Raw genomic sequence first — 21,585 nt, 5'->3', positions numbered from 1 at the left:
ATATGGCATTCAACTGAATATTGTCCGGTGGCGATGGCGGAGAGGCCCCACCTGTTCCCATGCCGAACACAGCAGTTAAGCTCTCCAGCGCCGATGGTAGTTGGACTGACGTCCCGTGAGAGTAGGACGCCGCCGGGCAGTATCTTTTTTTATTACAGATTTATTCCACAGTAGCTCAGTGGTAGAGCTATCGGCTGTTAACCGATCGGTCGTAGGTTCGAATCCTACCTGTGGAGCCATTTTTTTGTTTAAATACATATACTATTGTGGCCCGTTGGTCAAGCGGTTAAGACACCGCCCTTTCACGGCGGTAACACGGGTTCGAGTCCCGTACGGGTCATTTGAATGGAGAATTAGCTCAGCTGGGAGAGCATCTGCCTTACAAGCAGAGGGTCGGCGGTTCGAACCCGTCATTCTCCACCACGGAGGGGTAGCGAAGTGGCTAAACGCGGCGGACTGTAAATCCGCTCCTTCGGGTTCGGCAGTTCGAATCTGCCCCCCTCCATTTTTTCTAATAGCATTGGGCTATCGCCAAGCGGTAAGGCAACGGTTTTTGGTACCGTCATTCGTAGGTTCGAATCCTGCTAGCCCAGCCATTAGAGCCATTAGCTCAGTTGGTAGAGCATCTGACTTTTAATCAGAGGGTCAGAGGTTCGAATCCTCTATGGCTCACTAATGACATCTTCCACCAGGAAGGTGTCTTTTTTTTTATTCCTGATATTTTTATGCACGTCCCATTACACAATTGCATAAAAATCCAATGTTGTATACTATAGAAAGTATGAGGTTATAACAAAGGGGGATTTTTATGAATCAGAATGTACATATAATAGGTGCCGCAACAGCATTCGGTCAGCCTCGGTTGGGGGTTGACCTCGGTCCTGATGCGATCAGGTATGCAGGGATCGTACAGAGGTTGAAAGAATTGGGCATATCTGTTGTCGACAAGGGCAATATCAGAGGGGATTTCGATATTGAAGCAGGACAGGAAATTGAAGTGAGAGATGATAATCTACTGAACTATGATGCCGTTAAACGATTTAATACAGCGCTTGCTGGTTTAGTGGATGATACAGTTGGGAATGGTGCCTTTCCATTGATACTGGGAGGAGATCATTCTCTGGCGATCGGATCTCTTGCTGGAATGAAAAACCATTATGATAATCTAGGGGTCATCTGGTATGATGCGCATGGTGATCTTAACGATAGTAGAACATCACCGACAGGCAACATCCATGGTATGCCACTTGGTATATCCTGTGGATTTGGAGATCAGGCGCTGATCGATCTTTATGAAGAAGGTCAGAAGGTCAAGCCTGAGAATGTTGTACTGATTGGAATGCGTGACCTTGATGAAGGTGAAAAGGCTTATATTAAAGAGAATGGCATACTGACTTTTACGATGATGGATATCAGGGTCAAGGGCATCAGGACGGTCATGCAGGAGACGATGACGTATCTTTCCGATAGATGTGATGGCATCCATCTTTCACTCGATGTCGATGGACTCGACCCATCAGAAACACCAGGAACAGGGACGCCTGTCGTTGGCGGTCTGTCACTATCTGAAACGCAGCTTGCAATGCAGATGCTGAATGAGTCGGATAGGATCACCTCGATGGATCTGGTGGAAGTGAACCCGCTGCTTGATGATAAAAACATGACAGCAGAGAAGGCAGTGGAGATTGCAGCATACCTTTTCGGCAAAAAACAGCTATAAAATACAAACAGCATCTCTTTGAGATGCTGTTTGTATTTTATGACCTATTCTTCCCCTAGAGGCAGAATCTGAACTTTATAGTCCTTGGTATTTTTGGCATTCTTCTTTTCGGAACTGTCTTTGACAAAGTTCCGCAAATCTTTTTTGAACTGCTTAAGCTCTTCTTCTTTCATATGAAGATTATACGACATGCTGTCTTTTTTCTTTTCATCCTGGCTGTATTTCAGAAGATCGATGTTCGGAACGACCTTCCGTGCCACCGGTTCGTAGAACTTCTGGATGATGCTGTTTTTCTCTTCGGTTTTGACGACATGAATAATTTCATTTTTAAGCAGTTCATTCAGATGATAGTGGATTTTGGCCCGGGGAATATCCAGTTCATCAGCAAGCATCTGTCCAGTTTTGGGTTTTTCAGCGAGCATGGTAAGCAGTTCGATCCTAAAAGGGTCACTCACACTTTTCAATTGAGCCAAGTTATCAATTACGAGTAATTTTTTCATGGAGAAACACCCCTTATAATGTATATTTATAGTATGATTAACTGTAAATGCGATGTCAATTAAATAAACATTGGTTTTGTGCACTCTATAACACTTGTAACATTTGTTGCATATTTTTCTATTTGGTATGATGGAACTGTTAAGACAGTGAAAGGGGCACCTTTATGATCGGACAGCGGATTAAAGAAATACGCAACAACAATAATCTAACCCAAGAAGAACTGGCAGACGGCATCATTTCAAGAACTTATCTCAGTCTCATTGAGAAGGGGAGTGTACATCCTTCTACCAATGTACTGATCAAACTGAGTGAAAGACTCGACTGTTCGGTGAATGACTTCATGCAGGAAGTTTCCCATTTCCGTTATAATGATGTAGAGATTCTGAGGGAAATCGCCTATTATGAACAGAAGATTGAACAGGAGGACTACACTTCCCTCCATTATTTCATAGAAAAGGAATACGAAGCTGTGGAACAGATTCCGGCGCCTGACAGCGGAAGGATCCATCTGCTGTACGCAAAGTACTTCAAGCACTCAGGCGACAGACGCAAGCTGAATTTCCATGTGGATCGTGCACTGGAGCTGCTATCGACGGTTTCGATCAACCAGTCTTATATCGATGCAGTTATACTTAAGGTGGGACTATTGGCTGATGAAGACGCATATGAATCATCTCTTGACCTTCTCGAAGATACGCTGTATACCATTCTCAGGTTTTCCGATCTTGACCTTGGTGTCATCAGAATCATGTTTGAAGTGGCGGAGTGCTACCAGAAGTGTGGTGAGTATTTCACTTCGTCCCGATTTGCAGCACGTATAAAAAAGCAATCGAAGATGCTGCATATCGACTATCGTCGCGATGCGCTTCTTCTGCTTGAAGGCAAGAACCTTGCCATGCTGAAGAAATTCCATGCGCTGGACGTCTGGACTTCCGAATCGCAGGATGCCATGTCCAGGCTTTTGAACTGCTACGCGAAGTACAAGAACGGCAACATAAAGGCAGCAGAAGAGAAGTATAAAGATATTGATTTCGACCTGGAGGCTCTCGGACAGGATAGGGTACTTTACGATATCCATAAGGAGTTGGAAGAGAGACTGGGTTTTATATGAATGATTAAGTGAGGGACGCATTATGCAGACAGACAATTTTTTAGAAAGTGTCAATACGGCAACCGTAATTTCGAGCATTGTCGATCTGCTGATTGTATGGTATGTGATATATCTTCTGATCAGAGTGATGAAGGGAACAAAAGCCATTCAGCTGATAAAAGGAATATTTCTGATTCTTATCGGCCGGTCAATCAGTAACTTCTTCGATCTGACAACAACAACTCAGATGTTCGATACCGTTCTCGAGTGGGGTTTCCTGGCGATTATCGTCATCTTCCAGCCTGAAGTCAGACGTGCACTCGAGCAGCTGGGACGTGGCAGCCTGTTCCGTACGAATGGGAGTGGCAGCTCCACAACGGAGAAGGATAAACTCAGGGAAGCCATGATCAAGTCTGTACGGTATATGGCAAAACGGCGTATCGGTGCTCTGATCGTCTTTGAAAAGGAGACAGGGTTGAAGGACTATATAGAAACAGGCATACCGATCCACGGAAATATCACTTCCGAGCTGCTGATCAATATATTCATACCCAATACGCCGCTGCATGATGGCGCGATGATCATCCAGGGCAATACGATTGCGACAGCCGCAAGCTACTTGCCGTTATCCGACAGCAACAAGATTGCCAAGAACCTCGGAACACGGCATCGTGCGGCTGTAGGGGTTTCAGAAGTGACGGATGCTTTCACCGTAGTCGTTTCAGAGGAGACGGGGAACATATCTGTGACCTACGACAGTAGGCTGACAAAGGAAATCACACTTGAGGAACTGGATAACCTGCTCCAGACACACTGGAACATACTCCCACCTTTGAAGGAAGGAGGCGGTCTATTTGCTAGAAAGTAAATGGGGATTGAGATTTGTTGCGCTGCTTCTCGCCTTGTTCATGTTCCTATCGGCCAATAACGTATTCGACGAGCTGCTGTATAACAATGAGAACGTAGCCGAGACCGAGGTGGTTGAAGGAATCCCTGTGGAAATCCTCTATGATGAGGAAAGCCAGTATGTTTCCGGTGCTCCCGAGCAGGTGAACGTACAGCTCTACGGCAATACCTCGAATGTCAAACGGCTTCAGACGACAAGAGATCTGAGTGTTGTACTGGATCTGCGGAACCGGAATCTTGGTGAGTATGAAGAGCATTTCACAGTGGAAGGTCTTCCTGACAACGTAACAGCCGAGGTCGTTCCAGAGACTGCGAATGTGAACATCCAGGAACTGGTGACCCGAACGTTCGAGGTACAGGCTGAGGTCAGTGAAAGCCGGGTCGGACCGAATCATACGCTCGAGTCTGTACAGATAGAGCCTGAAACTGTTACTGTAATGGGTGGAGAAAGTGAAATGAACCGCATACAGTACGTACGCGCAACACTGGATGACAATTCGAGAATTACACAGGACAGGGTGGATGAAGCGGAAGTCAGCGTGTTCGATACGCAATTCAATAAGCTTGATGTCCGCATCGATCCAACAAATGTACGTGTGGAAATCAATGTTGAGGAACGTAGCAAGGAAGTACCTGTCAGCTATGAAGTGAATGGTGAAGTTGCTGAGGGCTATACCTTGGGTGACGTGGCGCTCAACTACGATACCATTGAAGTTTTCGGTACGGAGGAAGTACTGTCAGGCATCGATGAAGTCAACGTTGCAGTGGATGTATCCGGCATGGAGAGTTCGACAATACGGGATGTTTCGATAGATGTACCTGAAGGTGTGGACAGAACAGAACCGGCGGTTCTTCAGGCAGATATAGAAATTGAACAGGATAATGGATAAAACTTGCAGAAAAAAGGAGAACGTCATGGGTAAATATTTTGGTACAGATGGAGTAAGAGGGGTCGCTAATACAGAGTTGACTCCGGAATTGGCATTCAAGTTGGGTAGATTTGGTGGTTATGTACTGGCGGGCCAGAAAAGTGAGAATAGGACAGTCCTTGTAGGACGGGATACACGTATTTCAGGTGAAATGCTTGAGTCTGCACTCGTTGCTGGACTGCTTTCCATCGGAGCGGAAGTAATGCGTCTTGGCATCATTTCCACGCCGGGTGTGGCCTATCTGACGAAGGAGATGGACGCAGATGCAGGTGTCATGATCTCTGCTTCACACAATCCGGTCGGAGACAACGGCATCAAATTCTTCGGTTCCGACGGCTTCAAGCTGACGGACGATCAGGAAGCAGAAATTGAAAAACTTCTTGATATGGATGAGGATACACTGCCAAGACCGACGGGAGTCGATCTCGGACACAAATCGGACTACTACGAAGGTGGCCAGAAGTATGTCAGCTACCTCAAGTCTACTGTGGATGAGGACTTCGAGGGCATGAAGATTGCACTTGATGGTGCCCATGGTTCCACTTACTCACTTGCACCATACCTATTCGGGGATCTGGAAGCAGATACAGTAACCATCGGATGCAGTCCGGATGGCACGAACATCAATGCCGGTGTCGGTTCTACGCACCCTGATAAGCTTGCAGACCTCGTCAAGGAGGAGTCGTGTGACTTCGGCTTTGCTTTCGACGGTGATGGCGACAGAATCATAGCTGTGGATGAGAAGGGCAACATTGTTGATGGAGACAAGATCATGTTCATTCTGGCACAGCATATGAAGTCTGAAGGAGACCTGAAGGACGATATGGTCGTCTCGACCATCATGAGCAACCTCGGCTTCTACAAGGCGCTTGAAGCGCACGGTCTGAAGAGTGATAAGACGAAAGTCGGTGACCGCTACGTGGTCGAAGAGATGAGAGCAGGCGGCTACAGCCTCGGTGGCGAGCAGTCCGGCCATATCATTATGATGGACTACAATACGACAGGAGATGGCCTCCTGACAGGTCTTCACCTCGCTTCCATCATCAAGTCCACCGGCAAGACACTTGGCGAGCTCGCAGCACAGGTCGAGACGTTTCCTCAGGAGCTTGTCAATATCCGTGTATCCGACAAGTACAACGTCGTAAATAACGACGTGGTTGCGAAGAAGATAGAAGAAGTGGAAGCGGAGATGGATGGTAATGGCCGTGTGCTCGTCAGAGCTTCCGGCACCGAACCGCTTGTGCGTGTCATGGTAGAGGCGGAGACAGAAGAACTGGCTGTCAGATACAGCAACCTCATCGCCGACGTTGTACAGGCGGAAATGGGCCTCGAATAGCATATGAACCTCCAGATACTGAATCTGGAGGTTCATTTTGTTTATTCTGACTTTAAATGCATGTAAAGTGCATATATGTATTGCAGTATATACATATTTAAATTACAATGTCTATGGTGGGAAATGAAGGAGGAAAGTCAGTTCAATCAAATCGGAATAGCGCCTGGGCAAGCTGTGCTTGCTGACGAGGAGGACAGTCATCGATTATCGGCGGATACTGTCCCGGATACTGAAGTATTCGTTAGATCAGCTGTTAAAACTGTCGGGCGACCGATGGGACAGAGCACTGGTCGTATACAAAATTCAAAAGCCGAAAGGACGTTTTTTTAATGTGCGGAATCGTAGGATATATCGGAAGTCAGGATGTTAAGGAAATACTGCTGTATGGTCTCGAGAAAATGGAGTATCGCGGCTATGACTCTGCAGGTATTGCAGTCAGAAACGACGAAGAAGTGGAAGTATTCAAGGAAAAAGGCAGAATCAAGGATCTCCGTGCGAAAGTCGATATGGACTTTGATGCGACAGTGGGCATCGGCCATACAAGATGGGCGACGCACGGTGTACCGAATGTGAAGAACGCGCACCCGCACCAGAGTGCGGATGGCCGCTTTACACTTGTTCATAATGGTGTTATCGAGAACTATGAGCAGCTGAAGAGAGAGTACATTCCGAATGTGGATCTCGTTTCCAGTACGGATACTGAAATCATTGTAGAAATCATTTCAAGCTTTGCACGAGAAGGCATGACGACAGAAGAGGCTTTCAACAAGACATTGGAAATACTGCATGGTTCCTATGCCGTTGGTCTGATGGATGAGGAAGAGAAAGATGTCATCTATGCAGCGAAAAATAAATCTCCACTACTCCTGGGCAGAGGCAATGGCTTCAATGTTATCACTTCCGATGCCATGGCAATGCTCCAGCAGACGAATGAATTCGTTGAGCTGATGGACGGCGAAGTTGTTCTGCTTAAAGCAGATGAAATCATCATCAAAGATAAGACTGGTCGCGAAATTGAAAGAGAATCCTACATCGCTGAGATTGATGAAAGCGATACTGAAAAAGGCACTTACGAGCACTATATGCTCAAAGAGATCAACGATCAGCCAGCAGCAATGAGAAAGATCATCCAGGAGTACCAGGATGAAAATGAAGAGCTGAAGATCGATCCTGAAATCATCGGTCAGCTGAAAGATGCAGACAGGCTCTACGTCATCGCTGCAGGAACAAGCTACCATGCAGGACTGATCGGGAAGGAGTTCTTCGAGAAATGGGCAGGCGTACCGACAGAAGTGCATGTTGCTTCAGAATTCGTCTACAACACACCGCTGCTTTCTGAAAAGCCGCTGTTCATCTTCATCTCACAATCCGGAGAAACAGCAGACAGCCGTGCCGTACTCGTTGAAATCAAGAGACGCGGCCACAAGTCGCTGACAGTGACAAACGTTCCAGGATCCACACTTTCAAGAGAAGCGGACCAGACACTCATTCTGCATGCAGGACCTGAGATTGCGGTTGCTTCGACAAAAGCGTATACAGCACAGATCGCAGTCCTTTCCATCCTGGCACAGGTTGCAGCAAGAGAGTCCGGCAGAGACATCGAAATCAATCTCATGCAGGAACTCGCTAAAGTGACAACAGCCATTACAGCAATCATCGATGACGCGCCAGTGATCGAGCAGATTGTCAACGAATACCTTGAAACAACAAGAAATGCGTTCTTCATCGGCAGGGCGATGGACTACTACGTTGGACTCGAAGGTGCACTGAAACTTAAAGAGATTTCCTACATCCAGGCAGAAGGATTCGCCGGCGGGGAACTCAAACACGGTACCATTGCACTGATTGAAGAGAACACACCAGTCTTCGCACTGGCAACACAGGAGAAGATCAACCTGAACATCCGTGGAAACGCACAGGAAGTCGCAGCACGCGGCGCCAAAGTGTGCATGGTATCCATGGAAGGACTCGACCAGGAAGGCGACACATACGTCATTCCACACGTCCACGAGATGCTTACACCACTCGTATCCGTCGTTGTATACCAGTTCATCGCGTACTATGCAGCACTGCACCGCGGCAACGATGTCGACAAGCCGAGAAACCTGGCGAAATCCGTTACGGTGGAATAGTATAGAAATAAGATGAATACATTGTAGAACTGAACCGGAGTTTCCCATCTAGAAGAGGGGAAACTCCGGTTTTTTAATATCTGAAAGACGATCGTACCAAAGAATTAGAATATTTCTGTATCAATCCGTTAAAAATGATGTGCACAATGTCGGGAATGTTCATGCTGCAGTGTTTAGAATATTAGATAGGAAGGAGGCGAATGGAATGAATCTGCTGAAGGATTTAAACGAAGCATTGGCTTATATCGATACAAATATTGAAGACGACATTGACATGAACGAAGTCGCCAAAATTTCTCGCAGTTCCGAGTACCACTTTAAAAAGACTTTTGCATATTTATCCGGAATGACTTTACTGGAATATATTCGAAAGAGACGTTTAACAAAAGCGGGGCTTGAGCTGGTAGACCATCGCTCTAAAGTGATCGATGTTGCGGTGAAATACGGTTATAGCTCACCTGATTCATTTGCAAAAGCATTCCATCAGCTGCACGGCATAAATCCTTCGGAAGTAAAAGATGGAAAATCTCTAAAAGCCTTTCCGCGCATGACCTTCCAGTTGACTATTCAAGGAGGAGATGAAATGGAGTATCGTATCGAACAAAAGGAATCATTCAGCATAGTCGGAATAAAGAAGCGTGTTGGAATTGTTTTTGAAGGAGAAAACCCAGAGATAACAGCAATGTGGAAGTCCTTGACCATGGACAAAATAGAAGCACTGAAGAGGCTCTCCAATACTGAACCAGAAGGGATCATCCAGGCTTCTGTAAACTTCTCGGAAGAGCGCATGGAAGGAAAGGGGACTCTTGATCAGTATATAGGTGTAGCAACAACACAGGCATGTCCTGATGAGTTTATCGAGCTTGAAGTATCTGGCGGCTCAACGTGGGCGATATTTGAATCAAGGGGGCCGTTCCCGGGTACACTACAGGAAACCTGGGGGAAAATCTACTCAGAATGGTTTCCATCTTCAAATTACGAGGCGGCAGAAGGGCCTGAGATACTATCTATCAAGAGCAGGGACTTGTCCTCACCTTCGGTAGAAAGTGAGATATGGATTCCTGTTAAGAAAGTCACTGGATAGTGATTGTCTGATGAGTGAGGAGTGACTCGTATATGGTACAAAGTTGTTCCAGGTTTCACAAACAGTTCATTGTCTTACAATCATTTTCTCTTATAATATATGAACAATAAGAGTGTATAAGGAGATATGCAAAATGAGTCAGGAGAATTTGATGATGAAGGCTCTGTCGATGGACATGATCACAGCTAAAATGTTCAACGAACTTCATCTTGCTTCTATAGAAGAATACGGTGGCGAAGAAGGTCGTAGACTTGTCGGAAATGGTCTCGAAGCATTTGGTCTGAAAGATGCGGAAGCGCTGGCCAAGAAGGCGACTGCTGAAGGGGAGAACCACTTTATCTATGAATATCTACAACAGGACGTCCAAGGCGAAGAGAAATATGCGGAACTGACGGCATTTGCGCGTTTTTCAAAAATGTTTGCACAGATTTCAAAACAGATTGTCGATAAATATGGCGAAGCGGGAGAGGATGTTGTCAGGCTTGCTGTTGAACGTTTCGGTAAGAAGCGTGGACAAGGCATCGCACAGCGTGCGCGTACCAATGGCCTCGAAAACACCGCAGAAAACTACTTGAACAACTATGATATGGCAAGAAGTGAACTGTTCGAAGTGGATACAGTTCCTGGCAAGGGGGAATTTGAACAGACGTTCACGTATTGTCCACTCGGTCAGCAATGGGCGGACGATGGTACAGGAGAATATGGTATTCTCTACTGCCAGATGATCGATCCGTCACTCGCCAAAGGCTACAACAAGAACTTCGAAGTGGTCCACGATGAATTCGTGCTACGTGAAGGCCAGTGCCACTTCCACTTCAAAATGAACGAGAACAAGTAACCAGCAGTCATCTGCTGGTTTCTTATTTGAATGATAACTTCATGGATTTTCAGGTATACTATATTGAGCGTCGTCTGAAATCATTTCTAAGGTCCATACCCTTTATGAATGTATATTGGGGCAATATATGATAGAATGACGGACAATATGCATTGGAAGGAGATTCGCACGAATGAAGAAATGGCTATTGGGGCTATCTCTCGGTACATTTGCAGTGGTTATGACTGCATGTAGCGGCGGGGATGAATCAGCGGAGAATACGAATGAGGAAGCACAGACGCAGGAGGAAGTGGCATCAGACAGCAGTGAAGAAGCTGCAACGACAGAAGGCAGTACGGAAGAAGGCGCGGGGCAGCAGATGGAGATGCCTGAACCGGACCTTGAAGATGTTCCGGATGTTGTCGCTACAGTGAATGGTGAGGAAATCACCAAGGATGAGTTCGAGCAGGTCTATACAGCACAGTTCCAGCAGGCTGCCATGCAGGCGCAGATGACAGGACAGGAAATGGATCAGGCACAGATGAAACAGCAGATTGCTGAAGGCATGGTCAGCCAGGAACTGCTTAAACAGGAAGCCGAGGACCGTGGCATCGAGGCTACTGATGAAGAGATTGATGCAGCAATCGACGATCTTGTTGAGCGGAATGGTCTCGAATCCAGAGAAGCGCTCTTCACTGCGCTGGAAGAACAGGGACTGACAGAAGAAGAGGCGAGAGCGGAGCTTCAGTCAGGATTGAATCAGGATCAGCTGATTTCTGAAGAAATAGGCGAAATCGAAGTGACCGAGGAAGAACTTCAGACCTTATATGATGATACGGTTCAGCAGCAGGAGGAAGCGGGTTCAGAACAGGAGCTGCCTCCATTCGAAGAGTTGAAACCGGATCTTGAATCACACCTCAAGCAACAGAAGGAAGCGGAAGCAACTCAGAATTATGCTTCAGAACTTCGAGAGAATGCCGACGTTACAATCAACCTGTAATATGTACAAATCCTTTTCAGCTGAACATAGCTGGGAAGGATTTTTACTTTTAATTGCTGAACAAATATGATGGTTGAAAATCCTTGGATGATTTATAATATGGATAATCATAGGAGTCAGAGGAGGAATGGGCATGGCTGCATTTCAAGAGTTTCTGGATAAGATGGATAACATGGAACACAAGGAAAAGCTGGCGGAAGTTCTTGAATGGGTGCATCAGAAGTATCCGGGGCTTGGCACGACAGTCAAATGGAACCAGCCGATGTTTACAGATCATGGTACATTTGTTATTGGATTCAGCATATCGAAAAAGCATTTTGCCATCGCTCCTGAAACGGCGGGTATCAATCACAATAGGAAGCATATTGAAGCGGCAGGATATGATCATACGGAGAACATCATCCGTGTACCTTGGGAAAAGCCTGTAAACTATGGACTGCTCGAAAAACTGATAGAATTCAATATTGAAGATAAAGCGGACTGTACAACATTCTGGAGAAAATAGTCCTCGCAAAGGAAGCCGAAAGGCTTCTTTTTTTGTAAGCCGAAAACTTGAAAGTCAAATAAGGTCAATGTATACTATGAATAGTCAAAGTTAGTCAGTAAATACAGCTTTTTATTTAAAAGACTATATATGAATTATGAGCATCTTTGTTGAAACAGTAATTGAAAGGGTATATAATTTTATTATAGTCAAATATAGTCAAACTTTTAAATAGACGTTATACAATACAAGGAGGAATAATTCATGAAATGTCAAAATTGCGGTATCAATGACGCACATGTCAATCTGGCGATGAATATCAACAACCAGCAGACTGAAGTGCATCTATGTAATGAATGTTTCCATGAAATCAGAAGCCAGATGATGGGCGGAAATGATTTCTTCTCCGGATCTCCTTATGAAAATAATAATGCCAATAATAAATATTTCCAGGGAAATGGAGCAAGCCGGACAGGCACGAAAACGAGACAGAAGCAGAACAGCGGGAAGAATGGCCTGCTGGATCAGCTGGGCAAGAATGTTTCGGATCAGGCCAGAGGCGGCGGCATCGATCCGGTGATCGGTCGCGACAAGGAAATCAAGCGTGTCATCGAGACGCTCAACAGAAGAAATAAGAACAATCCGGTACTGATCGGTGAGCCGGGTGTCGGTAAGACGGCAATCGCGGAAGGCTTGGCCCTCAAGATTGTCGAAGGTGCAGTCCCTGCCAAACTGACGAATAAGGAAATCTATGTGCTGGACGTGGCTTCATTAGTAGCCAATACAACAATGCGCGGACAGTTCGAAGAGCGTATGAAGCAGCTGATTGCTGAACTCCAGGAACGTGAGGATGTCATCCTCTTCATTGATGAAATCCACCAGCTGGTCGGCGCGGGAAGTGCTGAAAGTTCACAGATGGATGCCGGCAACATCCTGAAGCCTGCACTGGCAAGAGGTGAAGTGCAGATCATCGGTGCGACGACACTGAAGGAATACCGTCAGATTGAGAAGGATGCAGCACTGGAACGCCGTCTGCAGCCGATCATCGTCAAGGAGCCGACACTTGAAGAGGCTGAACTGATTCTGCAGGGCATCAAGGATCGTTATGAAAAGTTCCATGAAGTCCGCTACAGCGACGAAGCGATCCATGCATTCGTCAGCCTGTCGGACCGCTATATCCAGGATCGTTTCCTGCCGGATAAGGCAATCGACCTGATGGACGAAGTCGGTTCAAGACTGAATCTCTCCAATGCAGAAGGGGATTCAGCAACCATCCAGCAGCGTCTGACCGAGATTGCACAAGAGAAGGATGCAGCAGCCGAGCGTGAGGATTATGAAAAGGCAGCTAATCTCAAGTATCAGGAAATCCAGCTTGAGAAGCAGCTTGAAAAAGCGAAGGACAAGCAGCAGACACTTGATGTGGATGTTTCCGATATCCAGCTGATTGTGGAAGAGAAGACGGGCATCCCTGTAACGAAGCTGCAGTCGGACGAACAGAAGAAGATGCGTGACCTTGAAGGTCAGCTCGGTGAGAAAGTCATCGGACAGGCAGAAGCGGTCGGCAAAGTGGCAAAGGCCATCCGTCGTAGCCGTGCCGGTCTGAAGTCCAAATACCGTCCGATCGGTTCATTCCTGTTCGTCGGTCCGACAGGTGTCGGTAAGACGGAACTGACCAGAGCGCTTGCAGAAGAGCTCTTTGGTTCCCGCGATGCAATGATCAGACTCGATATGAGCGAGTACATGGAAAAGCATACTGTATCCAAGATCATCGGCTCTCCACCAGGGTATGTTGGACATGAGGAAGCGGGTCAGCTGACCGAGAAAGTCCGTCGCAATCCCTACAGCATCATTCTGCTTGATGAAATAGAGAAAGCACATCCGGATGTCCAGAACATGTTCCTGCAGATCATGGAAGATGGTCATCTGACGGATTCCCACGGACGTACAGTAAGCTTCAAGGATACCGTCATCATCATGACAAGCAACGCTGGTACAGGGGTGAATACTGTGAGTGTCGGTTTCAGTCCCGACAAGCACGAATCGGTGTCCACACTCGACAACTTGAGCGACTACTTCAAGCCGGAGTTCCTCAACCGTTTCGATTCAATCATCAACTTCAACCAGCTGTCTGAAGAGAACCTTATCCAGATCGTCGATCTGATGCTTGCCGATCTCGAGGAGACAGTCGAGGAAAATGAAATCAGCATCTCAATCACTGATGAGGCGAAAAGCGAACTTGCAAGACTTGGCTACGATAAACGCTTTGGTGCAAGACCCCTCCGCAGAGTCATCCAGGACAAGATTGAAGATCAGCTGACAGATCTGATTCTCGAAGAAGAAACTGTAGACAATGTGAAAGTCATTGTGGAAGATGGAGAAATCATAGTGGCAAAAGCCTGATATAGATGAAAAGGAAGCCGAAGACAGATCGACTCTGTCTTCGGCTTTTTTGTTTATTTTACTTATTACACGATTATTTGTATAGTAGAGAAGAATATGGAATGGAGGCGGTCTGTTGTGGTAAAGAATCCATTGATCAGGAAGTTCGATAGACAGGCCAGAAGCTATGACAGAAGACGTGATGGCGATTCCACACGCAAGTACCGGCAGCGCATATTTTCAGGAGCAGAAGGCCGGGTGCTTGAAGTTGCAGTAGGGGCAGGGGCCAACTTCCCCTTCTATGATGCTGATATTGAACTAACAGGCATTGACTTCAGTCCGGAAATGCTGAAGGCGGCAAGAACCGCCGCAAGAGATTATGCATTCGATGCCACCTTTATCGAGGGCGATGTGGAGCGTGCCGTTTTCGAGGAGAACAGTTTTGATACCATCGTATCCTCCCTGTCATTTTGCGCCTACCAGGACCCGGAAAAAGTACTGGAGCAGTTCCAAAAGTGGTGCAGGCCGGAGGGTCGGATACTCATGATGGAGCACGGTCTCAGCACAAACGGGATGGTGGCAAAGATCCAGCAGATTTCAGACCGGCTTTCATTGAAACTGGTCGGCTGCCACCAGGATCGGCATATTACAGAAATCGTCCAGCAGTCGGACCTCGAGCTTGTAGAGGAAGAACGGCATCTGATGGGATGCCTGTACCTATTGTGGGCAAAGCCGTAATCGTCTATGTTAGAATATGAACCAGATTCATTACAATCGAGCGCAGGATCATCAGATGGCGCAGGTTGGAAGGGAGTTTGACATGAGACGCTTCAGAATACTTGTCCTGGCAGCGATGATGGGGACAGTCATCGCAGGCTGTGGAATGAACAATGATGACAATAATTTCGATCAGCAGCAGACGATCAATGACACAACGGAACAGCCCATGGATGATGGTTCGCAGTAGGGAGGCCATCATCCTTCTTTTGTTTGGCAGATGACGCAAAAGGGAACAGTCTTCCAAATACATTTAGGAGGCTTTACTGTGCAAAACCATCAGCTATATATCAACGGTCAGTATGTCGACTCTACAGGAGATGACTGGATTGACATCATCAATCCGGCGACGGAAGCAGTGATTTCACGCACACCGAAAGGTACCGAAGATGATGTTGATAAGGCAGTTCAGGCAGCTACTGATGCCCAGCAGAAATGGGAACTGACACCAAATATCGAACGAGGCAGAATCGTACGCAAGCTGGGTGATGAAATAGAGAACCATAGGGACGAATTCATCGACCTCCTTCAGGAGGAGCAGGGCAAGGCTTATGAACTCGCCAGCGGTGAAGTGGATCTCGCCATCGACTACTTCAGATATATGTCCGAGTGGGCAAGAAGGATGGAAGGGGACATCGTTCCGAGTGACCGTGAGAATGAAAATATTTTCGTCTACAAGAAACCGATTGGTGTTGTCGCCGGCATCATTCCATGGAACTTCCCGGTATTCATACTGGCAAGAAAAGTCGCAACAGCGCTCGTCACAGGCTGTACCATTGTCATCAAGCCAAGCCAGCATACACCGAACACCGCCATGGCATTCACAAAAATTGTCGATGAAATGGAAGAGATGCCGGCTGGTGTCTATAATGTCGTCACCGGTTCAGGATCTGAAATCGGCAATGCACTGGCATCCCACAAGAAAGTGCATATGGTGACGATGACAGGCAGCATCGGTGCCGGCACCAAGGTGATGGAGGCAGCCGCGCAGAACATTACAAAAGTGAACCTGGAGCTTGGCGGCAAGGCGCCTGCCATAGTGACACAGAATGCAGACCTCGATCTTGCAGCAGAACAGATTACGACTTCAAGGCTTGCCAACAATGGACAGGCCTGCACAAACGCAGAGAGGGTCTACGTGCATGAAAGTGTTGCCGAGGCATTGAATGAAAAGCTGAAGGCCATTTTTGAATCCAAAACCATGGGCGATCCCCGTGAGGATAAGCAGGCGGATATGGGGCCACTCGTCAATAAGGACCGTCTCGACACGGTGGACGACATGGTTCAGACTGCCATCTCTGAAGGTGCCGAAGTTGTAACGGGCGGCGGACCGGCAGATATGGACCAGGGGTTCTTCTACAAACCGACGATTCTGACGAATGTGACTCACGAATCAACAATCATGACAGATGAGATATTCGGTCCTGTCATCCCGATTACGACCTACAGCACGCTTGATGAAGCGATCGAGAAGGCGAACGATACAGTATATGGTCTATCATCTTCCGTCTATACCGATGACCTGAATGAAGCGATGCGTGTCGTCAACGAAATGAAATTCGGTGAAACGTACGTCAACAGGGAAAACTTTGAAGCCGTACAAGGGTATCATGCCGGCATGCGCCAGTCCGGTCTTGGTGGTGCAGACGGCAAGTATGGCATGGAGGACTTCCTCGTAACACAAGTCGTATATATGCAGTACAAGAACGATAAGAAATAGAATGAACGGCAATGGAAAAGGTGCGCACCTCCAATATCGGAGGTGCGCACCTTTTCATGTTTCTAAAATCTATTCCATCCCCATCGATTTCTTATAGCCTTCAAGATAGGCGATTTCCGATGGAGACCCTTTTTCAAGGCTGCTCATGGCTCTATGCCAGAGCGGATAGAACGGTTCAGGTCGTGCCACAGATTCAATCCTGTCGTGTTCATCCTGTGTCAGAGTGATATCGTATGATGCGATATTCTCACGAAGCTGCTCTTCATTTCTGGCTGCGATGACGACAGGCCCGACATTCGGTCTGTCCTTGATCCAGGCCAGGGCAATCTGAGGCACACTCGCCCCGCGGTTGTCAGCCACTTCCTTCAGTGCGTCGATTACATCGTACAGGCGCTCCTCATCACGGACCCATGGTTCCGGCCAGCCTTCGCCCTGGCGCGTACCGGATGGTGCACTATTATTGCGGTCGATCTTGCCGTTCAGCAATCCTTCACCGAGCGGGCTCCAGATCATGTTGCCGACGCCGAGCTCACTGCCTGCAGGCAGCAGTTCATATTCGGCCTCACGCGCTTCCGGGGTGTAGTAGATCTGCTGCGTGACTGGTGGAATGAGACCATTCTGCTCCGCCATGGTATACGTTCTGGCGAGTGCCCAGCCACTGTAGTTCGATACGCCCCAGTAGCGGATCTTTCCGGATTTGACGAGATCATTCATCGTTTGTATTGTTTCTTCCACAGGTGTGTGGCCATCCCACAGGTGGACGAAATAGAGATCGAGGTAGTCCGTGCCAAGGCGTTCCAGACTCTTATTGATGGAATTTTCAAGGTTGATGCGTGAAGCACCTACAGCATTCGGATCATCACCGAGGTCGAAACCGGTCTTTGAAGTCAGCATCAGCTTGTCACGTCTTCCTTTGATTGCTGCGCCCAGTACTTTTTCTGCGTCACCTTTTGAATAGAGATTTGCAGTATCGAACATGTTGATGCCTGCATCGAGGCTGATGTCCACATGTCTTCTCGCCGTTTCTGCATCAATATTTCCTGTCGCTTCAAAGCCGTTTGTACCACTGAAAGGAATGGTACCTAGAATATACTTCGGTACTTTAAGTCCGGAATTTCCAAGATAGATGTAATCCATGATATCCTCCTCAGGAATCTTTTGGGAGTCTCTTTCCCTTTCGTTGCCAGGATAAACATGACGTACTTCCTATTACTGTTGGCAGTTCCTTTCGGTCAGCCAGCTGGAGAAGGCCAGCAGCGAATCGAAGCGGTAATCCGCATCGATTGTCTTATTTTCACTGCTGCTGATAAAAACCGTATGTGTCCCAGCTTTCTGGCCAGCCAGAATATCAGGCACCCTGTCACCGACCATGTAGCTGTCCCGAAGTGAAATATCATGACGTCTGGCGAGATCAAGAAGCATCCCAGCTTCCGGTTTTCTGCAACGACACCCGGCATCCGGCCTGTGCGAACAGTAGGCGATATCATCCACATGGGCGCCATGTTCTTCGAGCTTTTCGACCAGTGCTTCATGGATGGTCTCGAGATCCATCTCACTCATGAACCCAAGACCTACGCCGCCCTGGTTGGTGACGATGAAGACTTTCCATCCAGCTTCATTGAACTGTCTGACTGCTTCAGGTACGCCCCGAAGAAGGAAGAGCTCTTCTGGGCGGTTGACGAATTTCACCCGCTTCGTGAGGACTTCATTGATGACACCATCCCGGTCGAGAAAGACTGCCTTCTGCATGCCTGAAACACCTTCATTTGCCTTTTTGACTGCCATGCTATGGTTTTTTGGATTCATACAATCCCACCCATTGCTCCACTGTCATTTTTCCAGCCAGTTCTCCAATCAGATCATAAGGCACCTTGTCGAGATTGGAGAAGCGGATGCAGCTCTTGCCCATGTCGAGCTTCGTTTTCATATGCTTCGGATATTCCTCTATAAGCCATCCGTGTAGCTGTTCGTCCCGGTATATCCCCATGTGATAGATGGCAAGGTGTCTTTTCTGTGCAGCAACCCCTATGAAGGGCAGTGCTTCGCCGTCCACATGGTAGCCTTTTGGATATGTTTCTTTTGGAACGGTATATGTTGGCATGCCGTGCTGCATTTCTGCTTCGAAACCTTCTGGGATATTACCTCCGATCGTCTTCCATGTGTTTGAAAAGGCGGTCTTCCATCTGTCATCAATATTTTCAATGTATTCCTCGATATTCATCATGTCACTTCCTTTATCTTTTCATAATGGTGATACTTCAATTTAACCATAAAATGAAAACTCTGCTGTAAAAATACTCATTATGTCATCTGATGCTGCGCCTGTTCCGGTATGGATTATGACAAATGTCATGTCTTATTGCTGACACTTGCTTCTGTTTCATGTATACGGCATGGATTAGAATGAAACCAATAAGATTTTCAGAAAAGAGGGTTTTCCTAATGTCGAAACAGAAACAGGCACAGTTAAGGAAAGACGTCATGCCGTTTGCGAAGTCCCAGACGAAGGCGAGCATCATCCAGCTATTCAATACGATTATCCCATTTTTTGCACTATGGTTCCTGGCGTACCAGTCACTCAGCATATCATTCTGGCTCAGTCTGGTATTCAGCATCGGCGCTGCAGGGTTCATGATCCGCACATTCATCATCTTCCACGATTGTGCCCACCAGTCTTTCTTCAAAAGTAAGAAGTGGAACACCTTTTTTGGTACATTGACCGGAATCATCACACACTTTGCTTTTGAAAAATGGAAACGTGAGCACTCCATCCACCACGCAACGAGTGGTAACCTCGACAAACGCGGCATCGGTGACATCTGGGTCATGACTGTCGAAGAATATGAAGCGGCCGGCAGATGGGAAAGGCTCCAGTACCGCCTGTATAGAAATCCCCTCATCATGTTCGGTCTTGGACCGCTATCGCTGTTCCTGCATGCCAACCGCTTCAACCGCAAAGGTGCGAAGAAGAAGGAGAGCATGAACACATATCTGATCAACGTATCGCTCGTCGCAATCTATTGCCTGATCGGCTTTACGCTTGGCTGGCATGTGCTTCTGATGGTCCAACTGCCGATCATCTACGTTGCAGGCATGCTCGGCATCTGGCTGTTCTACGTCCAGCATCAGTTTGAAGATTCCTATTTTGAGAATGAAGCGGAATGGGACTATGTAAAGGCCGCTGTCGATGGCAGCTCCTACTACAAGCTGCCGAAGTGGCTCGAGTGGATGACAGGCAGCATCGGCTATCACCACGTCCACCACCTGGCACCGAGAGTACCGAACTACTCATTGGAGAAGGCACATGAAAGTACGCCGCCGCTCCACCAGGCAACGACCATCACTTTGAAATCAAGTCTCGAATCCATCAAGTTCAGGCTCTATGACGAAAAGGAAAAGACCTTCGTCACTTTCCGTGAAATGAAAGAGAAAATGAATGCTAAACATCACGCAAGTGTGGAATAGCAGAACAGATGGAAATCCTCCCGATTCGTCAGGGGGATTTTTTATTTACACGCTTTTATAAAAACACAAACCTGTTAAACTGGAAAAGATAAGAGATGAACTGAAAGGAGGCGGATGCACATGCGGGACTGGTATCATATATTTCCAAAGAATACGGGCCTGAGTCTATACATATGGATCATTTTCTGTGTCCTTCCTTTCTATTTCATCTTCCGTTCAACATCGTTATGGGAAATTGTTTTCGGCATCATCATGACCATGCTCTTCTTTACGGTCTCCTGGCTGACATTCAATAGGCGGGGGCCGCTGATCTATATCGGACTGAGCATAGAATTTGCCATCAATATTGTGATGACTGTACTGTACAGCTACGTTTATTTTGCACTGTTTGTTGCATTCTTCATCGGTAATATCAGCAGCAAGGCCGGATTCATCTCGATGTATGTCATTCATCTGGTGACGACGGTCACTGCCATCACCTTCGGCTTCTTCTACAATTACACCGTGCTGCTCGTTCACCTGCCATTTCTCATCATGACAGTGCTCGGCGTGATACTGGTACCAATCAACCAGTATAACCGTCTCAAGCAGGAGGCACTGGAATCAAAGCTTGAGGATGCCAATCTGAAAATCGCCGAGCTTGCCATTGTGGAGGAACGTCACAGAATCGCCCGTGACCTGCATGATACGCTTGGTCAGAAGCTGTCGATGATCGGTCTGAAAAGTGAGCTTTCAAGAAAACTGATAGACAAGGATGCCGAGGCCGCAAAGCACGAACTTGAAGATATCCAGTCGACTTCAAGGCAGGCACTGAAGGAAGTCAGGGAAATGATCAGTGATATGAAGGAAGCGAGTCTCGAAAATGAGATCGAGCATGTGAAAAAGCTGATGGATGCAGCACAGATCCGTTATGATATCACTACGGAGGGAGAGTTCAAACAGCTGCCGGTGCTGGTCGAGAACGTACTCAGCATGTGCTTGAAAGAGGCCGTGACCAATGTAGTGAAGCACAGCCAGGCACAGCTCTGTGTCATTGAAATGATTGATACGAATCGGGATATATTGATGAAGATCATGGATAATGGGGAAGGCGACGAAGTTGTGATACAGCCTGGTCATGGACTCCAGGGCATGAAAGAGCGTCTATCCTTCGTCAATGGCGCACTTCATATTACGAATAACAAAGATGGATTTGAAATCAACATTACAGTACCGAAAGTATTGAAACAGATAGAGGAGGAATGA

At 47.1% G+C, this 21,585-nt stretch carries 20 protein-coding genes, 6 tRNA genes and 1 rRNA gene; 23 read left to right on the top strand and 4 right to left on the bottom strand.

All coding sequences use genetic code 11. From position 1 onward, the window contains the following. Positions 1–23: 23 nt before the first annotated feature. The 8 genes from rrf to rocF all read left to right on the top strand — a co-directional run bounded on the left by rrf (position 24) and on the right by rocF (position 1,720). Positions 24–138 (top strand): 5S ribosomal RNA (gene rrf / locus J4760_RS09770). A 26-nt stretch (positions 139–164) separates the two neighbouring features. Next, positions 165–239, top strand: a tRNA-Asn gene (locus J4760_RS09765). A 29-nt stretch (positions 240–268) separates the two neighbouring features. Next, a tRNA-Glu gene (locus J4760_RS09760) sits at positions 269–340 on the top strand. A 7-nt stretch (positions 341–347) separates the two neighbouring features. Further along, positions 348–423: transfer RNA gene (locus J4760_RS09755), tRNA-Val, on the top strand. A gap of 1 nt (position 424) precedes the next feature. Continuing rightward, positions 425–505 (top strand) — tRNA-Tyr (locus J4760_RS09750). A gap of 16 nt (positions 506–521) precedes the next feature. Then, positions 522–596 (top strand) — tRNA-Gln (locus tag J4760_RS09745). A 3-nt stretch (positions 597–599) separates the two neighbouring features. Further along, positions 600–672 (top strand) — tRNA-Lys (locus J4760_RS09740). 136 nt (positions 673–808) lie between these two features. After that, complete coding sequence (rocF, locus tag J4760_RS09735) at positions 809–1,720, top strand: arginase (RefSeq protein ID WP_145290338.1); 912 nt, start codon at positions 809–811, stop codon at positions 1,718–1,720. A 44-nt stretch (positions 1,721–1,764) separates the two neighbouring features. Here the strand turns inward: rocF and J4760_RS09730 are convergent, their stop codons facing one another. Next, on the bottom strand, positions 1,765–2,220 hold the full coding sequence (locus J4760_RS09730; RefSeq protein ID WP_237605553.1) for an ArsR/SmtB family transcription factor: 456 nt from the start codon (positions 2,218–2,220) through the stop codon (positions 1,765–1,767). A 164-nt stretch (positions 2,221–2,384) separates the two neighbouring features. On the opposite strand from J4760_RS09730, the gene J4760_RS09725 reads away from it, so the two are divergent. From J4760_RS09725 to aldA, 13 genes are all read left to right on the top strand, one after another. After that, complete coding sequence (locus J4760_RS09725) at positions 2,385–3,332, top strand: helix-turn-helix domain-containing protein (RefSeq protein WP_237605552.1); 948 nt, start codon at positions 2,385–2,387, stop codon at positions 3,330–3,332. 22 nt (positions 3,333–3,354) lie between these two features. Beyond that, entirely contained in the window at positions 3,355–4,179 is an 825-nt protein-coding gene (cdaA, locus tag J4760_RS09720) for a diadenylate cyclase CdaA (protein ID WP_237605551.1), read from the top strand. Beyond that, a complete protein-coding gene (locus J4760_RS09715; protein WP_237605550.1) occupies positions 4,166–5,107 on the top strand; it encodes a CdaR family protein in 942 nt (313 codons plus the stop codon). The genes cdaA and J4760_RS09715 overlap by 14 nt, the downstream gene beginning before the upstream one ends. Before the next feature lie 25 nt (positions 5,108–5,132). Beyond that, positions 5,133–6,482 (top strand): phosphoglucosamine mutase, encoded by a 1,350-nt coding sequence (gene glmM, locus J4760_RS09710; protein WP_145290351.1) that lies wholly within the window; start codon positions 5,133–5,135, stop codon positions 6,480–6,482. A gap of 329 nt (positions 6,483–6,811) precedes the next feature. After that, entirely contained in the window at positions 6,812–8,614 is a 1,803-nt protein-coding gene (gene glmS / locus J4760_RS09705; RefSeq protein WP_237605549.1) for a glutamine--fructose-6-phosphate transaminase (isomerizing), read from the top strand. 205 nt (positions 8,615–8,819) lie between these two features. After that, entirely contained in the window at positions 8,820–9,698 is an 879-nt protein-coding gene (locus tag J4760_RS09700) for an AraC family transcriptional regulator (protein WP_237605548.1), read from the top strand. 133 nt (positions 9,699–9,831) lie between these two features. Further along, on the top strand, positions 9,832–10,536 hold the full coding sequence (locus J4760_RS09695; protein ID WP_145290361.1) for an L-2-amino-thiazoline-4-carboxylic acid hydrolase: 705 nt from the start codon (positions 9,832–9,834) through the stop codon (positions 10,534–10,536). A gap of 172 nt (positions 10,537–10,708) precedes the next feature. Continuing rightward, entirely contained in the window at positions 10,709–11,515 is an 807-nt protein-coding gene (locus tag J4760_RS09690; RefSeq protein WP_237605547.1) for a SurA N-terminal domain-containing protein, read from the top strand. A 133-nt stretch (positions 11,516–11,648) separates the two neighbouring features. Beyond that, a complete protein-coding gene (locus J4760_RS09685) occupies positions 11,649–12,020 on the top strand; it encodes an iron chaperone (RefSeq protein WP_237605546.1) in 372 nt (123 codons plus the stop codon). 243 nt (positions 12,021–12,263) lie between these two features. Then, positions 12,264–14,399: an ATP-dependent Clp protease ATP-binding subunit gene (locus J4760_RS09680; protein ID WP_237605545.1), complete on the top strand. Its 2,136-nt coding sequence runs from the start codon at positions 12,264–12,266 to the stop codon at positions 14,397–14,399. 117 nt (positions 14,400–14,516) lie between these two features. After that, positions 14,517–15,116 (top strand): class I SAM-dependent methyltransferase, encoded by a 600-nt coding sequence (locus tag J4760_RS09675; protein WP_145290371.1) that lies wholly within the window; start codon positions 14,517–14,519, stop codon positions 15,114–15,116. An 82-nt stretch (positions 15,117–15,198) separates the two neighbouring features. Further along, positions 15,199–15,345, top strand: coding sequence for a hypothetical protein (locus tag J4760_RS09670; protein ID WP_186365556.1), 147 nt, complete (start codon positions 15,199–15,201; stop codon positions 15,343–15,345). 78 nt (positions 15,346–15,423) lie between these two features. Beyond that, a complete protein-coding gene (gene aldA, locus J4760_RS09665) occupies positions 15,424–16,875 on the top strand; it encodes an aldehyde dehydrogenase (protein ID WP_237605544.1) in 1,452 nt (483 codons plus the stop codon). Positions 16,876–16,944: 69 nt separating this feature from the next. Here aldA and J4760_RS09660 read toward each other — a convergent pair whose 3' ends face one another. The 3 genes from J4760_RS09660 to J4760_RS09650 all read right to left on the bottom strand — a co-directional run bounded on the left by J4760_RS09660 (position 16,945) and on the right by J4760_RS09650 (position 19,096). Beyond that, positions 16,945–18,012 (bottom strand): aldo/keto reductase, encoded by a 1,068-nt coding sequence (locus J4760_RS09660; protein ID WP_145290381.1) that lies wholly within the window; start codon positions 18,010–18,012, stop codon positions 16,945–16,947. A gap of 72 nt (positions 18,013–18,084) precedes the next feature. Further along, positions 18,085–18,624, bottom strand: coding sequence for a D-glycero-alpha-D-manno-heptose-1,7-bisphosphate 7-phosphatase (locus J4760_RS09655; RefSeq protein WP_237605564.1), 540 nt, complete (start codon positions 18,622–18,624; stop codon positions 18,085–18,087). Between the two features lie 37 nt (positions 18,625–18,661). After that, entirely contained in the window at positions 18,662–19,096 is a 435-nt protein-coding gene (locus tag J4760_RS09650; RefSeq protein WP_237605543.1) for a DUF1801 domain-containing protein, read from the bottom strand. Positions 19,097–19,317: 221 nt separating this feature from the next. On the opposite strand from J4760_RS09650, the gene desA reads away from it, so the two are divergent. Both desA and J4760_RS09640 read left to right on the top strand, forming a co-directional pair. Further along, entirely contained in the window at positions 19,318–20,340 is a 1,023-nt protein-coding gene (gene desA / locus J4760_RS09645; protein WP_237605542.1) for a Delta(5) desaturase DesA, read from the top strand. Positions 20,341–20,460: 120 nt separating this feature from the next. Continuing rightward, a complete protein-coding gene (locus tag J4760_RS09640) occupies positions 20,461–21,585 on the top strand; it encodes a sensor histidine kinase (RefSeq protein ID WP_145290386.1) in 1,125 nt (374 codons plus the stop codon).

The sequence above is a fragment of the Salinicoccus sp. ID82-1 genome (assembly GCF_021991715.1).
In the GTDB taxonomy this organism is placed as follows: Bacteria; Bacillota; Bacilli; order Staphylococcales; family Salinicoccaceae; genus Salinicoccus; species Salinicoccus cyprini.
The sequence above is the reverse complement of the archived record's forward strand: the minus strand, read 5'-3'. Positions and strand labels throughout refer to the sequence as shown.

Coding starts and splice junctions, on each gene's coding strand:
- J4760_RS09650 (WP_237605543.1), bottom strand. CDS start 19,096: ATGAATATCGAGGAATACATTGAAAATATTGATGACAGATGGAAGACC.
- J4760_RS09680 (WP_237605545.1), top strand. CDS start 12,264: ATGAAATGTCAAAATTGCGGTATCAATGACGCACATGTCAATCTGGCG.
- J4760_RS09700 (WP_237605548.1), top strand. CDS start 8,820: ATGAATCTGCTGAAGGATTTAAACGAAGCATTGGCTTATATCGATACA.
- desA (WP_237605542.1), top strand. CDS start 19,318: ATGTCGAAACAGAAACAGGCACAGTTAAGGAAAGACGTCATGCCGTTT.
- J4760_RS09670 (WP_186365556.1), top strand. CDS start 15,199: ATGAGACGCTTCAGAATACTTGTCCTGGCAGCGATGATGGGGACAGTC.
- J4760_RS09685 (WP_237605546.1), top strand. CDS start 11,649: ATGGCTGCATTTCAAGAGTTTCTGGATAAGATGGATAACATGGAACAC.
- J4760_RS09690 (WP_237605547.1), top strand. CDS start 10,709: ATGAAGAAATGGCTATTGGGGCTATCTCTCGGTACATTTGCAGTGGTT.
- glmS (WP_237605549.1), top strand. CDS start 6,812: ATGTGCGGAATCGTAGGATATATCGGAAGTCAGGATGTTAAGGAAATA.
- J4760_RS09730 (WP_237605553.1), bottom strand. CDS start 2,220: ATGAAAAAATTACTCGTAATTGATAACTTGGCTCAATTGAAAAGTGTG.
- J4760_RS09695 (WP_145290361.1), top strand. CDS start 9,832: ATGAGTCAGGAGAATTTGATGATGAAGGCTCTGTCGATGGACATGATC.
- J4760_RS09655 (WP_237605564.1), bottom strand. CDS start 18,624: ATGCAGAAGGCAGTCTTTCTCGACCGGGATGGTGTCATCAATGAAGTC.
- J4760_RS09725 (WP_237605552.1), top strand. CDS start 2,385: ATGATCGGACAGCGGATTAAAGAAATACGCAACAACAATAATCTAACC.
- rocF (WP_145290338.1), top strand. CDS start 809: ATGAATCAGAATGTACATATAATAGGTGCCGCAACAGCATTCGGTCAG.
- J4760_RS09640 (WP_145290386.1), top strand. CDS start 20,461: ATGCGGGACTGGTATCATATATTTCCAAAGAATACGGGCCTGAGTCTA.
- J4760_RS09660 (WP_145290381.1), bottom strand. CDS start 18,012: ATGGATTACATCTATCTTGGAAATTCCGGACTTAAAGTACCGAAGTAT.
- cdaA (WP_237605551.1), top strand. CDS start 3,355: ATGCAGACAGACAATTTTTTAGAAAGTGTCAATACGGCAACCGTAATT.
- glmM (WP_145290351.1), top strand. CDS start 5,133: ATGGGTAAATATTTTGGTACAGATGGAGTAAGAGGGGTCGCTAATACA.